Source organism: Vibrio sp. L5-1, from assembly GCF_021728315.1.
Taxonomy (GTDB): Bacteria; Pseudomonadota; Gammaproteobacteria; order Enterobacterales; family Vibrionaceae; genus Vibrio; species Vibrio splendidus_K.
In genome coordinates this window covers 52,305-66,250 of record NZ_JAKKCQ010000011.1, presented here as the reverse complement: position 1 = coordinate 66,250, position 13,946 = coordinate 52,305, and the positions used below count along the sequence as shown (strand labels likewise).

Sequence of the window (13,946 nt, the reverse complement as noted above, 5' to 3'; positions counted from 1 at the left end):
GACTTTTTCTTTGCAAGCGATTCTTCTTTGTAAGCGACTTATCGCTAGATCTGTCTATCAAAGTAATAGGAAGAGTCATAAAGACAAGTTGATGTTTTTTCTATACTCTAGCTGCATCCAGTTAGATAACCGATTAGGGTAAAGTTATGTTAGTTGTCGTTTCTCCAGCCAAGACATTAGATTACGAATCACCATTAGCGACTGAGCGCTTCAGCCAGCCAGAGTTTGTTGAACACTCTGCAGAGCTTATTGAAGAGTGCCGCAAGCTGACACCTGCTGATGTTTCAGCTCTGATGAAAGTAAGCGATAAGATTGCTGGGCTGAACGTAGCGCGCTTTGAGCAATGGAGCGAGACCTTTACCCAAGACAACGCACGCCAAGCAATCCTAGCCTTTAAGGGCGATGTGTACACTGGCCTAGATGCTGAAACACTGTCGGACGATGATTTTGACTACGCACAGAATCACCTGCGCATGCTTTCTGGCTTATATGGGTTATTGAAGCCATTGGATTTGATGCAGCCTTACCGCCTAGAGATGGGCACACGTTTAGCTAATGAGCGTGGCACTAACTTGTACCAGTTCTGGGGCAACATCATCACAGACAAGCTGAATGAAGTGCTAAATGCTCAAGGCGACAATGTGTTGATCAACCTAGCATCGAACGAATACTTTAAAGCGGTGAAGCCGAAGAGCCTTGATGGTCAAATCATCACGCCAGTTTTTAAAGACTGTAAGAATGGTCAGTACAAGGTGATCAGTTTTTACGCCAAGAAAGCGCGTGGCATGATGGCTCGCTACATCATTGAAAACAAAATCGATTCAGTGGAAGCGCTGACCAAATTTGATACGGCGGGTTACTACTTCGTTGAAGAAGAGTCGAATGCGAAAGAGCTTGTCTTCAAGCGTGAAGAGCAAAACTAGTCACTCTTGGTTAATTAGTCACTCTCGGTTAATGAGTTACTCTCGGTTAATTAGTTACTCTCGGTTTGAGTCTGAAATTAAAATTAGAGGCCTAGTTATTTAGCCTGATAATAAGCCAGACAAAGAAAAGCCCCATGCAGTTCTCTGCATGGGGCTTTTTATTGAATCATTGAAAGGCGGTTAGATTACTTGTTCTTAACGGCTTTCTTTTTCTTAGCGATTTTCTTTTTCTTAGCAATTTTTTGCTTCGCAACCGCTTTCTTGTCTTCTTTCTTCGGTTTCTTCTTCTTCGTTACCGCGGCTTTCTTATGCGTTGGGCGCATGCCTTCGATGAAGCGTTCTTTGATCGCATCTTCAGTGTAACGAGCCACGCGTTCAATCATTAGCTGATCGTGCGCTTCAATGATAGAAACCGCGTTACCTTTCTTACCTGCACGAGCCGTACGGCCGATACGGTGAAGGTAGACATCTGCTGTACGCGGCATGTCGTAGTTAATAACGTGGCTCACATCTGGAAGATCGATACCACGAGCTGCGACGTCAGTTGCCAGCAGTACGTTGATAGAACCATCGCGGAAACGAGAAATCGCGTTGTTACGACGATCTTGAGGCATTTCACCTTGGATCCACACACATGGAATCTGTGCACTTTCTAGTTGACCTCGTAGCTCACCTAGGCGATCACGCGTCTTCAAGAAGATGATGCTGCGTTCAGCTTGCTCTGTGATGATATGTTTTAGGATATCAAGCTTGTGCTTAGCTGAATCGGCGCGGTGATACCATTGAGTGATCTTCTTACGTTCACGCAGTGATGATTTAGCATCGATCTCTGCTGGGTTTTTCAGTAGATCTTCAGTGAAACCTTCAATGCCTTTACCTTCTAGCGTTGCTGAGAACAGTAAAGTTTGTTTACGCCAGCGACACTCTGCAGACAGACGGTCAACAACAGGGCCAAAGCCCATGTCTAGCATACGGTCGGCTTCATCGAGAACCAGCCATTCAATCGCACGACAATCGAAACGCTCGCCTTCGATGTACTCCATTAGACGACCGGGTGTTGCCACCACGATATCTTGGGTTGTACTTAAGATGTCAGCGTGCTCTTGGTACATCACACCGCCCGTGATCGTAAAGATGTTCAGGCTGGTGTATTTAGCAAGCTCACGTGCTTGTTCGGTGATCTGCATTGCTAGCTCACGCGTTGGCGTCAGGATAAGCATACGTGCAGGGCCAGATTTCTTACGTGGGAAATCCAGTAGGTATTGCAGTGCTGGCAATACAAATGATGCTGTTTTACCAGTACCTGTTGGCGCAGAAGCCAAAACGTCTCTTCCATCTAACGCTTGCGGGATTGCTTCAGCTTGTATCTGTGTTGGACGTTCGTAGCCCATTTCGTCAATTGCTTTAAGCAGCTCTTGGTTTAGATCGAGTTCTGCAAAGGTTCTGATCACTGTTGTTTCTCCACAAGCAATAAATGTTTCTGCCTCAAAAAGCAGACGATAAAAAAGAGTAGTCGGACATTATAGAAGCATTAGTGATTAGGATCACATGGTATTTGCTACATCTTGAGATAAAAATCTTTAGTAAGGGCAATAAATGCCTCGCTATAACCGCCATCGTGATGGATCGTAAGCGATTCACGCTGCAAATCTTGCTCACAAACAGGATCTTTAGACAATTCAAACAGGACTCGAATTGCCGGTTTTCTGTCTGTTGTTTTCACATCAAGGCGCTTTGCTAGGTACCAACCACATTGTTGGGCAAGCTTGATGAAGCCTTCTCCCTCGGTCGTCGGCAGTATAAAACTGGCGGTGGCGACATCGGTCGTTATCTCGAAACAACGCTGAGCAAGCTCAAGGTGATCCAAGCTGTTGGTGTGCCTCGCGGTGGCTCTTTGGCTTTGCTGTGCCTGCTCTCCAGAGTTGAAGTAGGGTGGATTACAAATTATCGCATCAAATCGTTGCGAGAAATCCGTGGTTAACACGCTGCCATGATGAAGGGAGATGCGATCTTGCCAAGGCGACTGCTCAATATTGACTGTTGCTGCATCAATAGCGTGCTGATCAATATCTATCGCAGAGATTGAAGCATCCTCAAAACGCTGCGCGGCCATCAAGGCCAACAGACCTGTTCCTGTTCCAATATCGAGTACACATGATCTTTGTGGCAGGCTTACCCAAGCGCCAAGTAACACGCCATCGGTACTGACGGGCATGCCACTTTGTCCTCCGTAAATAGAGAATTTTTTGAAATTGAAGCTTTTGGTTTCGGTTTTTTTGTCTTTCATGAATGTTCTGGATATCGATATATTTTAAGTGATTAGCTCTAATGTTAATTAATTGTATAGCTCAATGTTCTATTTGAGAATTCATTGTTGTTAATTATGGTTAGTTTATAATTATGGCAATATTTCCATATCTAGTGGAATCCACTGCTTTTGGTTCTCAAATGCAAATTTATATGGTGTTTTTTTGTGGTGACTTGCAGCTAGCCAAGTGTTTCGTCATTATGCGCGACTATTTTATAGATTGATTGGCAGCTTCTTGCTGTAACATTCACGTAAGCACAACATAAATTCATAAATATAATTAAGGATTATCTGTGAAACAGAGTCTAAAACTAACAGATATAATGGCATTGGGCTTTATGCTTTTTGCGTTTTTCTTAGGTGCGGGTAACATCATCTTCCCACCTCTTGCTGGCCAATTAGCTGGTGACCACTTTCTTCCAGCGATGTCTGGTTTCCTGCTGACCGCCGTTGGTCTGCCGTTAATCACTATCGTCGCAGTTGCAGTGGCTGGTGGCTCTTGGGGTCATCTAACCAAAGATCTTCCAAAGCGAGCTGCAACTATCATGGCTGTGCTGATCTTTATCATCATCGGTCCTGCATTTGCTGCGCCACGTACCGGCCTTGTTGCTTATGAGATGGCGGTGAAACCGTTCTTCATCGATGCCTCTCAAGCTCACCTCACTCTTTTTTCGATTGCATTCTTTGTGGTAGCGATGTTCTTCTCATGGTCGCAAGGTAAGCTTATCGACGTAATCGGCAAGGTACTGACACCTGCACTATTTGTTGGTTTGGTTGTACTGGCAGTTGCTGTGTTCGTTAACCCACAAGGCGACATTCTTGCGGCTCACGGTGAGTACATTACTCAGCCACTGACCAAAGGTTTCCTTGAAGGCTACAACACCATGGATACGTTTGCTTCGTTGATGTTTGGTATGCTGATTGTTGATGCGATTCGCAGCAAGGGCATTACTGATCGTGCAGCGACGACTAAGTACCTTATCAGCGCAGGTTGTATTGCCGCGGCTGGTCTAGCGTTTGTTTACATCTCTTTGTTCTTCCTAGGCGCAACAAGTGCAACAGTTGCAGCGGGTGCGGACAATGGCGGCGCTATCTTAAGCCTTTACGTTCAATCGTTGTTTGGCCCATCAGGTCAGCTAGTGCTTTCAGTGATCGTATTACTGGCATGTCTAACAACGGCGATTGGCCTTGTTTCAGCATGTTCTGATTACTTCAGCTCGCTAACGCCTTTGTCTTACAAGACTTGGGTAATCATCAACGGTGTAGCTTGTGCAACCGTAGCGAATGTTGGCCTTTCTCAACTGATTTCTCTGTCTGTTCCAGTACTGTTTGCATTGTATCCAGTCGCTATCGCGTTGGTTGCTCTGACGTTCTTGCGTAGCCGTTTCCCTAATCCAAAAGCCGCTTACCGTGTGGTTGTATTAGTGTCTCTACTGTTTGCTCTTATTGATGGTGCTAAAGTAGCGGGTGTCGATGTGTCTGCACTTAAGATGCTGCCATTGTTCGAGATTGGTATGGGTTGGTTGCTTCCAACTGCTGCTGCAATCATCTGTATGTTCTTTGTTGGTAAAGCAACAGAACAAGAGATGGCTGAAGAGACCGTTTAATCTTCCGTTGAGATTAAATCGTTAGTCTGTATTCAATACAAAGTTGAATGGAAAAGGCCTCATTACTTCGCAGTAATGAGGCCTTTTTGTATCTAATCGATGATGTTCTTTCTGCCTGAAGCTCTTAGCCTTGAACTCTTAGCTCGTAGTTCTTAGTTCTGAACTCTAAGGAAGCAGAACTTATAGCTTTTCGCTGTACTCGACGAGTACTTGTTCAACCCAAGTTGCGATACGTTCGTCGCTGAGTTCGTACTGTGAATCTTCATCCAGAGCCAAACCAACAAACTGAGACTTGTCTTCTGTTAATGCTTTAGATGCTTCGAATTCGTAGCTGTCATCGTTTGGCCAGAAGCCGACAAACTCAGCGCCTGCGGTTTTCAATTCATCATGCAATAGACCCATCGCATCTAAGAACCACTCACCGTAGCCCTCTTGGTCACCTAGACCAAACAGAGCCACAACCTTGCCTTTCATAGGCGTTGTTGCGATGTCTTCCCACAACTCATTCCAGTCTTCTTGAATTTCACCGAAATCCCACGTTGAGATACCAAGCAGTAAAAGGTCGTAGTCCGCCATAAAAGAAAGAGGGGTTTCTTTCACGTTATGGATATCAACTAGGTCTTCACCAATAATGCCGCGAATTTTCTCTGCTGCCATTTCGGTATAGCAGGTGGTTGAGCCGTAAAATAATCCAATTTTCATAGCAAACGTTCGATTTTAATTTCAGATGGCGAATTCTAACCATAAATCGACTTCGATTGCAGCGATTATCCGCTCAAGTCGTAATTTTTATGGCATTCATATTTGCTCTGACATACTCTCAAAACAGTTTCCAATATTGTGAGTAACACTATGCAGTCGCCTCAAGGGCAGAGCGCAGACCACGGTCTCGTTGAGCAGTTTTTAGATGCTATGTGGATGGAGCGGGGGTTATCGGAGAATACGCTTGTCTCATATCGTACCGACTTGTCCAAGCTTCTAACGTGGATGGAAAAGAACAATTACCGCCTCGACTTTATTAGCCTTTCAGGGCTACAGGATTATCAAGGCTGGTTAGCCGACGCCGATTTTAAGCAGACTTCCCGTGCTCGCATGTTGTCGGCGATTCGTCGCTTGTTCCAATACTTGCACCGCGAGAAAGTGAGAGGCGATGATCCGAGTGCATTGTTGATCAGCCCTAAGCTGCCACAGCGCTTGCCAAAAGATTTGAGTGAAGAGCAAGTTAATGCACTGCTAGAGGCTCCTGATCCCAATGACCCTATTGAGCTTCGCGATAAAGCGATGCTTGAGTTATTATATGCAACTGGTCTTCGTGTGACCGAGTTAGTCAGTTTGACGATGGAAAATATCAGCCTAAGACAAGGCGTGGTGCGTGTTATTGGTAAAGGCGGTAAAGAGCGCTTGGTGCCAATGGGCGAAAATGCCGTGGACTGGATTGAGACTTTTATTGAACAAGGTCGGCCACAACTGCTCGGCGAAAACAGTTCTGATGTGGTTTTTCCGAGTAAACGCGCCAAGCAAATGACCCGTCAGACGTTCTGGTATCGTATTAAGCATTACTCGGTTGTTGCTGGTATAGATACAGAGCTATTGTCACCACACGTATTAAGACACGCTTTTGCGACTCATTTACTGAACTATGGCGCAGATCTCAGGGTCGTACAGATGTTGCTTGGGCATAGTGACTTATCGACAACCCAAATTTATACTCACGTGGCGACCGAAAGGCTGAAGCAAATTCACGCGCAGCATCACCCACGTGCTTAAATCCATTTATTTTTAAGGTGAACTTAATGAGCGTATTACGCCGTCTTCCTCTATTAGTGCTTCCTCTCATGATTACTGCATGTAATGCATCAGAAGCGAAAGTAGAACAAACATCAACAGCCGTAGAAGTTGCTCCAGCTCAAGCTATTGATACAGCAGCGTTAACTAAGCGTTTTGAAAAAATCGGTATCAAGGTAGAGAAGATCGTTCCTTCAGACATCGATGGCCTATTAGAAATTCAAACTAACAGTGGCATTATCTTTTCTTCTCCAGAGGGCGATCACTTTCTAGCCGGCACTCTTTACTCTCTGGATGATAACGGCAAATTCAGTGACGTTCTGGCTGAGCGTCAAGCTCCACTTAATGCTGAAAAGGTCGCGGCGATGTCGGATACAGTTATCGAATATAAAGCCGATAACGAAAAGTACGTTGTGACGGTATTTACTGACATTACCTGTGGTTACTGTGTTCGTCTGCACAGCCAAATGCAAGGCTATAACGATCTAGGTATTACCGTTCGTTACATGGCTTACCCACGCCAAGGTGCAACAGGACAAGTTGCCGATCAAATGGCAGCAATCTGGGCTTCAGATGATCCAAAAACAGCCATGCACGATGCTAAAGTAAACCGTCAAATGCCAGCGTCTGGTAAAGACCTAGCAGAGCAGAAGCAGATCATCGCTAAACAATACCAATTAGGTCGTGAGCTTGGCATCAATGGCACACCTGCTATCGTGCTAGCAAGTGGTGAGTTGGTGAGTGGTTACTTACCTCCAGCACAACTTCTTCAACGTTTAGAGCAATAATATCGTTTCTGTATTGCAAATTTATCCCTCATGTTTTTGATTTAAGGAGTGACCTGATTAATATCAGGCCCATTTTTATATGATAGAGATCCAACGCCGTCCTGAGGTCGACACTTCAGTCTTACCTGCTCACTTACCTGACTTGTTAAAGCGCATTTATGTGAGTCGCGGAATCGACAGTGCTGACCAACTAGAGACCGCAGCGAAAGGCTTGCACTCTTATCAAAAACTGGGTGGTATCGATGCTGCGGTAGAGCTGTTGTTTAAAGCGATTCAGCAGCAAAAACGCATTATCATTGTCGGTGATTTTGATGCCGATGGTGCAACCAGTTCGGCGTTGTCTGTGCTTGCTCTGCGTATGTTGGGCAGTTCTAACGTCGACTATCTCGTCCCAAACCGTTTTGAAGATGGCTATGGCTTGAGCCCGGAAGTTGTCGAGCAGGCAATCGAACTTGGCGCTGAAGTAATCATGACGGTCGATAATGGTGTCTCTTCGATTGATGGTGTCCGTTTCGCGAAAGAGAAAGGGCTAGACGTTCTGGTTACAGACCATCACTTGCCAGGGAATGAATTGCCAATCGCTGATGCGATGGTCAATCCGAACCTAGAAAGCTGTGCATTTCCTTCAAAAGCGCTAGCGGGTGTTGGGGTTGCGTTTTATCTGATGATGGCGTTGTGTGTTCACATGCGTAAGTTGGGCTGGTTTGCTCAACACGGTATGACAGAGCCCAAGTTGATGGAACTGATTGACCTAGTGGCACTGGGTACTGTTGCGGATGTGGTTCCACTTGATGAAAATAACCGAATCTTGGTGCACCAAGGGCTACAACGCATTCGTGCGGGTAAAGCTCGTCCGGGTATTCAAGCCTTGATTGAAATTGCTAAGCGAGATGCTAAGCGATTGGTTGCCTCCGATTTTGGTTTTGCGCTTGGTCCACGTATCAATGCGGCTGGCCGATTGGATGACATGTCTTTTGGTGTTGAGTTGTTGATGAGCAATAACATTCACGCCGCGCGTCGAATGGCCAGCGAGTTAGATGGCTTGAACCAAACACGTAAAGAGATTGAAGAGGGCATGAAACAAGAGGCGATGGCTTTTTGTGAGCGCCTTGAGTTCGGTAAAGACGATTTGCCTTCCGGCTTAGCTCTGCTCCAACGTGATTGGCACCAAGGTGTGATTGGTATTTTGGCTTCGCGTATCAAAGACAAATACCACCGCCCAGTAATCGCATTTGCTGATGGTGGTGAAGGCAGCATTAAGGGTTCATGTCGTTCGATTCCAGGTTTGCACATGCGCGATGCGCTAGACAGAATCGATACTCAAAACCCTGGCCTAATCTTGAAGTTTGGTGGTCACGCAATGGCAGCTGGCTTAACCATTATGGAAAAAGACTTCGAGCGATTCAGCAAGATGTTTGATGACGTTGTGCGTAAAGAACTCGGTGAGACAGCACTGAAGGGTATTATCTTGTCTGATGGTGAGCTGTTACCTGAAGAGTTCTCAATGCATACCGCTGAAACGTTGCGTTCTGGTGGTCCGTGGGGCCAAGCTTTCCCAGAACCCATCTTTGATGGTGAGTTTAAAGTGCTGCATCAAAAACTGGTAGGTGAAAAGCACCTTAAATTGATGCTAGAACCTCTATACAAAGGCCACCCAACCAATGTGATGATTGATGGTATTGCTTTCAATGTTGATTTACGTCGCTGGCCTGATGCGTCCGTGAAAACGGTTCATCTTGCATTTAAGCTGGATATCAACGAGTTTCGTGGCAACCAATCGTTGCAGTTGATGGTTGACCATATTGAAGCCAAATAGTTGAAGCCAAATAGCGTTATTGTTCACTGAATGATGTTCATCATTTAGCCCCAAATTCAACGAGCTCTGTTCAAAAACAGGGCTTGTTTTCTTTCTTTCCCTTACAAATTTCACGTGTTTTTTCTGTCTGTCAATTTTATATTCCATTAAGTTGTTGAATCTTGGCTTTCCGCTCTAAAAAATTCTGTATCTCCGTCACACTTTTGAGTACAATTCTTCGGTTAAATTCTACTCATAAATGATGAGCTAAAATGTTTGAAATCAATCCTATTAAAAACCGTCTGCAGGATGTGTCTGAACGCACAAATATCCTGAGGGGGTATCTTTGACTATGACGCTAGAAAAGAGCGTCTAGAAGAAGTAAACGCAGAATTAGAACAACCGGATGTATGGAACGAACCTGAGCGTGCTCAAGCGCTAGGTAAAGAACGTTCTGCATTGGAAGCAGTAGTAGAAACGATCGACCAACTTGACCAAGGTGTTGAGGATGTTGAGGGTCTATTAGAGCTTGCGGTTGAAGAAGAAGACCAAGAAACGTTTGACGAAATCGAACCAGAACTGGCAGAGCTAGAAGCTAAGCTAGAAAAACTGGAATTCCGTCGTATGTTTGCTGGCGATCACGACGCATCAGATTGCTACATCGATTTACAGTCAGGCTCGGGCGGTACAGAAGCTCAAGACTGGACTTCAATGATGTTGCGTATGTACTTACGTTGGGCAGATTCGAAAGGCTTCAAGACTGAAGTGATCGAAGTGTCTGATGGTGATGTTGCTGGTCTTAAAGGCGCAACGGTACGTATTTCTGGTGAATACGCTTATGGTTGGTTACGTACAGAGACAGGTGTTCACCGTCTAGTTCGTAAGTCACCATTTGATTCAAGTGGCCGTCGTCATACTTCATTTGCATCTGCGTTTATCTACCCAGAGATTGATGACAACATTACGATCGATATTAATCCTTCTGACTTACGTATTGACGTATACCGTGCCTCTGGTGCTGGTGGTCAACACGTAAACACCACGGAATCGGCGGTACGTATTACTCACGTTCCAACCAACACCGTGGTTCAATGTCAGAATGACCGTTCGCAGCATAAGAACAAAGACCAAGCGATGAAGCAGCTACGTGCTAAGCTTTTTGAACTTGAGATTCAAAAACAAAATGCTGAAAAACAAGCGAGCGAAGAAACGAAATCAGACATTGGTTGGGGCAGTCAAATCCGCTCTTACGTACTGGATGATTCTCGTATCAAAGATTTGCGCACCGGCATCGAAAACCGTAATACTCAAGCGGTTCTTGACGGTGACTTAGACAAGTTTATTGAAGCTAGCCTGAAATCAGGTCTGTAAGCTTTACCAACTATTAAGCTTTACCAATAATATTGGTAAAAATGCCTATATTTTCAAAAATATAGCTGTCCAAATTATAAAAGCAAGGTACATCTCTAATGACTGATGCTGTTCAAAACGAAAACGCACAAGAAGCTTCTTCACCTGAAGAGAACAAACTAATCGCTGAGCGCCGTAGCAAGCTGGATCACATCCGCTTAAACTGCAAAGCGAACGGTCACCCAAATGATTTCCGTCGCGAGCACCTAGCTGGCGATCTTCAAGCGGAATTCGGTGAGAAGACTAAGGAAGAGCTAGAAGAGCTTAACCACATCGTTGCGATCGCTGGTCGTGTCATGGCGAAGCGTGGTCCATTCCTTGCGATTCAAGAAACTTCTGGTCGTATCCAAGCATACGCAGCGAAAGACGTACAAAAAGTACTGAAAGAGAAGTACCAAGGCCTAGATATCGGTGACATCATCGGTGTTAAAGGTGCGCTTCACAAATCTGGTAAAGGTGACCTTTACGTGAACATGGAAGAGTTTGAACTGCTAACTAAAGCACTTCGTCCTCTACCAGAGAAGTTCCACGGTCTAACTGACCAAGAGATGCGTTACCGTCAGCGTTACGTTGACCTAATCGTGAACGAAGACTCTCGTAACACATTCATCGTGCGTTCTAAGCTTGTGTCTTCAATCCGTAACTTCATGAGCTCAAAAGGCTACCTAGAAGTTGAAACGCCAATGATGCACGTGATCCCGGGCGGTGCTACAGCACGTCCATTCATCACTCATCACAACGCATTAGACATCGACATGTACCTACGTGTTGCACCTGAGCTTTACCTTAAGCGTCTAGTGGTTGGTGGTTTTGACCGTGTATTCGAGATCAACCGTAACTTCCGTAACGAAGGTCTTTCTCCACGTCACAACCCAGAATTCACAATGATGGAATTCTACCAAGCGTACTCTGACTACAAAGATCTAATGGATCTAACGGAAGAGATGCTAAGCACAGCAGCGATGGACGTTCTTGGTTCTACTTCTATGCCTTACGGTGACGAAACGGTTGAGTTCGGTGGCACTTACGCTCGCATGAGCATGTTCGATGCAATCAAACTCTACACGCCTGAAAATGCAAACATTCAAGCTCTGACTGAAGATGATCTTCAGAACAGAGAATTGATGGTTAAAATTGCAGAAGAAGTGGGTCTGTACGTTGAGAAATTCTGGACTTGTGGTCAGCTTCTTGAAGAGATCTTTGGTGAAACGGCTGAGCCTCAGCTAATTCAACCAACATTCATCACGGGTTACCCAGCGGACATCTCTCCATTGGCTCGTCGTAGCGACAGCAACCCATTCTTCACAGACCGCTTTGAGTTCTTTATCGGTGGCCGTGAAGTAGCGAATGGTTTCTCTGAGCTTAACGATGCACAAGACCAAGATGAGCGTTTTAAAGCGCAAGTTAACGCAAAAGACGCGGGTGATGACGAAGCGATGTACTACGATGCAGACTACATTACTGCACTAGAGCACGGCTTACCGCCAACAGCGGGTCAAGGTATTGGTATCGATCGTCTAGCGATGCTATTTACAAATACGCACACAATCCGTGACGTGATCTTGTTCCCGGCAATGCGTCCACAAGCGTAATACTCGCTTATGTGATGTAACAGCCCATCTAATTAAAAAAGCCACCTTCGGGTGGCTTTTTCTGTTTTTAGGCTGCAAAACCTAGCCTGTACCGCACTCTTGATTCGAAAAACCATTATTTCTGACATAGTCTTACTATTGAGACATAAAATCTAAGATAGTCTCACTACTATACGTCCTGCGCTGAATACGATCTCGTGGCATTTTGTCGAACGATGAAGCAGTGACTCGTATTAGCTTGATTTAAATAAAAATAGAATAAGGAAGAAGGATGGGAACTCAATTTAAGATGGATTCCTTACCAGGTTCTCTTATCGTCGTTGGTGGTGCGTACGAACCCTGGTTATCAGTGTTAGAGCAAGTGGGTTGGCAATGTACCCAGTGTGCAGATTTACGAAAAGCCGATGCCTTGATTGCTGACATTGGCCCATGCATTGGCATTGTGGATCTTAGTCATGATGAGTTTAGCCTTAACGGTATCGCTAATCTCGTGAGTAACAACAAGCAAGTAAGATGGCTCGCCTTTATTCGTGAATCGCAATTGAGCTCTGATACCATTTGCCAATTTATCGTGAACTTCTGTATCGACTTTTTCACGGCGCCAATCCCAGATGCCCAGTTATTGAGTACCATTGGTCACCAACTGGGTATGCTCAAGCTTGAGCAGAAAGTATGGCCAAACTACGGCATCAACAACAATATGGGCTTGCTTGGCGACTCTGTGGCTGTGAAGCGTTTGAGAGACCAAGTAAAGCGCATTGGACCGACAGATGTCAGTATCCTGATTTACGGAGAGAGTGGAGCAGGAAAAGAGACGGTTGCACGCTCAATTCATCAAAACTCTTCGCGAGCGCAAAAGCCATTTTTAACGGTCAATTGTCGTGCCTTGTCTGAAATGAGAATAGAGGCCGAGGTATTTGGTATCTCAGCACAGCCCGCTGCAGCACCTTGTCTGTTGGAAGAAGCCGATGGCGGAACCATCTTGCTTAACGATGTATTGGCAATGCCACGCAATCAGCAGTTGAACCTGCTGCGTTTCTTACAAGAAGGTAAAATTGAAACTGCGGATGGTCCTAAGCCTGTCGATGTGCGTATTCTGGCCGCGAACTCTTCTGACATAGAAAAGGCATTGATCGAGGGCGACTTCAATGAAGAGCTTTATCATTACATCAATGTTCTGCGTATTCACGTTCCGAGCTTGAAAGAGCGAGTGAGTGATATTTCAGTACTGGCTAATCATTTTTTACGTGAGTATTCAAAAGAGTTTAATGCTCAAGCCAAGAGCTTTTCAGACGATGCTATCCGCTCGATGAATCGTTATCACTGGCCGGGCAATGTGCGTGAGCTGATGAATCAAATTAAGCGTGTCGTGCTGATGTCGGATGCGGTGATCATTGACGATCAACAACTTGATTTACCAAAACAGAATGATGAGCGCCGCAGTCTCAAAAGTATCCGTGAGCGTTCAGAGCGAGATGCGTTGCTGATTGTTCTGGAATCTTATGGTGGTCAAGTATCGTTGGCCGCTAAGGAGCTTGGAGTTTCGCGTGCAACCATGTACAGATTGCTGAATAAGCATGGCCTGATTTCTGAAGGTGTTGTTTAGAGCTCTCTATTCATTGATTCTATCCAGTTAATGTAAATATAAGAGCCACGCATGATGCGTGGTTTTTTTATATCTATTGCTACAACTTCTCGTTGATCGTTGATCGTTGATCGTTGATCGTTGATCGTTGAC

At 45.2% G+C, this 13,946-nt stretch carries 11 protein-coding genes; 8 read left to right on the top strand and 3 right to left on the bottom strand.

Going from position 1 to position 13,946, the window contains the following annotated elements; genetic code table 11:
- Positions 1 to 146: 146 nt before the first annotated feature.
- The gene (gene yaaA / locus L3V35_RS23295; RefSeq protein WP_171311870.1) at positions 147 to 923 is read left to right on the top strand and encodes a peroxide stress protein YaaA; all 777 of its coding nucleotides are present in this window, start codon (positions 147 to 149) and stop codon (positions 921 to 923) included.
- A 185-nt stretch (positions 924 to 1,108) separates the two neighbouring features.
- On the opposite strand, the gene srmB is transcribed toward yaaA, so the two are convergent.
- Positions 1,109 to 2,374 (bottom strand): ATP-dependent RNA helicase SrmB, encoded by a 1,266-nt coding sequence (gene srmB, locus L3V35_RS23290; protein ID WP_054547801.1) that lies wholly within the window; start codon positions 2,372 to 2,374, stop codon positions 1,109 to 1,111.
- Positions 2,375 to 2,481: 107 nt separating this feature from the next.
- Entirely contained in the window at positions 2,482 to 3,210 is a 729-nt protein-coding gene (locus tag L3V35_RS23285; protein ID WP_108091685.1) for a methyltransferase, read from the bottom strand.
- 314 nt (positions 3,211 to 3,524) lie between these two features.
- Here L3V35_RS23285 and brnQ point away from each other — a divergent pair, with 314 nt between their 5' ends.
- Positions 3,525 to 4,838 carry a branched-chain amino acid transport system II carrier protein gene (brnQ, locus tag L3V35_RS23280; protein WP_017077715.1) on the top strand — a complete coding sequence of 438 codons (1,314 nt, stop codon included), beginning with the start codon at positions 3,525 to 3,527 and terminating at the stop codon, positions 4,836 to 4,838.
- Positions 4,839 to 5,018: 180 nt separating this feature from the next.
- Here brnQ and fldB read toward each other — a convergent pair whose 3' ends face one another.
- The gene (gene fldB / locus L3V35_RS23275; protein WP_004735008.1) at positions 5,019 to 5,540 is read right to left on the bottom strand and encodes a flavodoxin FldB; all 522 of its coding nucleotides are present in this window, start codon (positions 5,538 to 5,540) and stop codon (positions 5,019 to 5,021) included.
- A gap of 150 nt (positions 5,541 to 5,690) precedes the next feature.
- Between fldB and xerD the strand changes: the two genes are divergently transcribed.
- From xerD to vpsR, 6 genes are all read left to right on the top strand, one after another.
- Positions 5,691 to 6,605: a site-specific tyrosine recombinase XerD gene (gene xerD, locus L3V35_RS23270; protein WP_004735009.1), complete on the top strand. Its 915-nt coding sequence runs from the start codon at positions 5,691 to 5,693 to the stop codon at positions 6,603 to 6,605.
- Between the two features lie 26 nt (positions 6,606 to 6,631).
- Entirely contained in the window at positions 6,632 to 7,411 is a 780-nt protein-coding gene (locus L3V35_RS23265; protein WP_017077716.1) for a thioredoxin fold domain-containing protein, read from the top strand.
- 79 nt (positions 7,412 to 7,490) lie between these two features.
- A complete protein-coding gene (gene recJ / locus L3V35_RS23260; RefSeq protein WP_237300713.1) occupies positions 7,491 to 9,227 on the top strand; it encodes a single-stranded-DNA-specific exonuclease RecJ in 1,737 nt (578 codons plus the stop codon).
- Positions 9,228 to 9,478: 251 nt separating this feature from the next.
- Positions 9,479 to 10,577, top strand: a protein-coding gene (gene prfB / locus L3V35_RS23255) for a peptide chain release factor 2 (RefSeq protein ID WP_099426155.1) whose coding sequence is annotated in 2 segments (ribosomal slippage) — positions 9,479 to 9,553 and positions 9,555 to 10,577 — 1,098 coding nt in all. Because the reading frame shifts where the segments join, the coding sequence is not laid out codon by codon here.
- Between the two features lie 98 nt (positions 10,578 to 10,675).
- A complete protein-coding gene (gene lysS, locus L3V35_RS23250; RefSeq protein WP_237300712.1) occupies positions 10,676 to 12,208 on the top strand; it encodes a lysine--tRNA ligase in 1,533 nt (510 codons plus the stop codon).
- 271 nt (positions 12,209 to 12,479) lie between these two features.
- Entirely contained in the window at positions 12,480 to 13,814 is a 1,335-nt protein-coding gene (gene vpsR / locus L3V35_RS23245; protein ID WP_054547795.1) for a cyclic-di-GMP-binding transcriptional regulator VpsR, read from the top strand.
- The last annotated feature ends 132 nt before the right edge of the window (positions 13,815 to 13,946 follow it).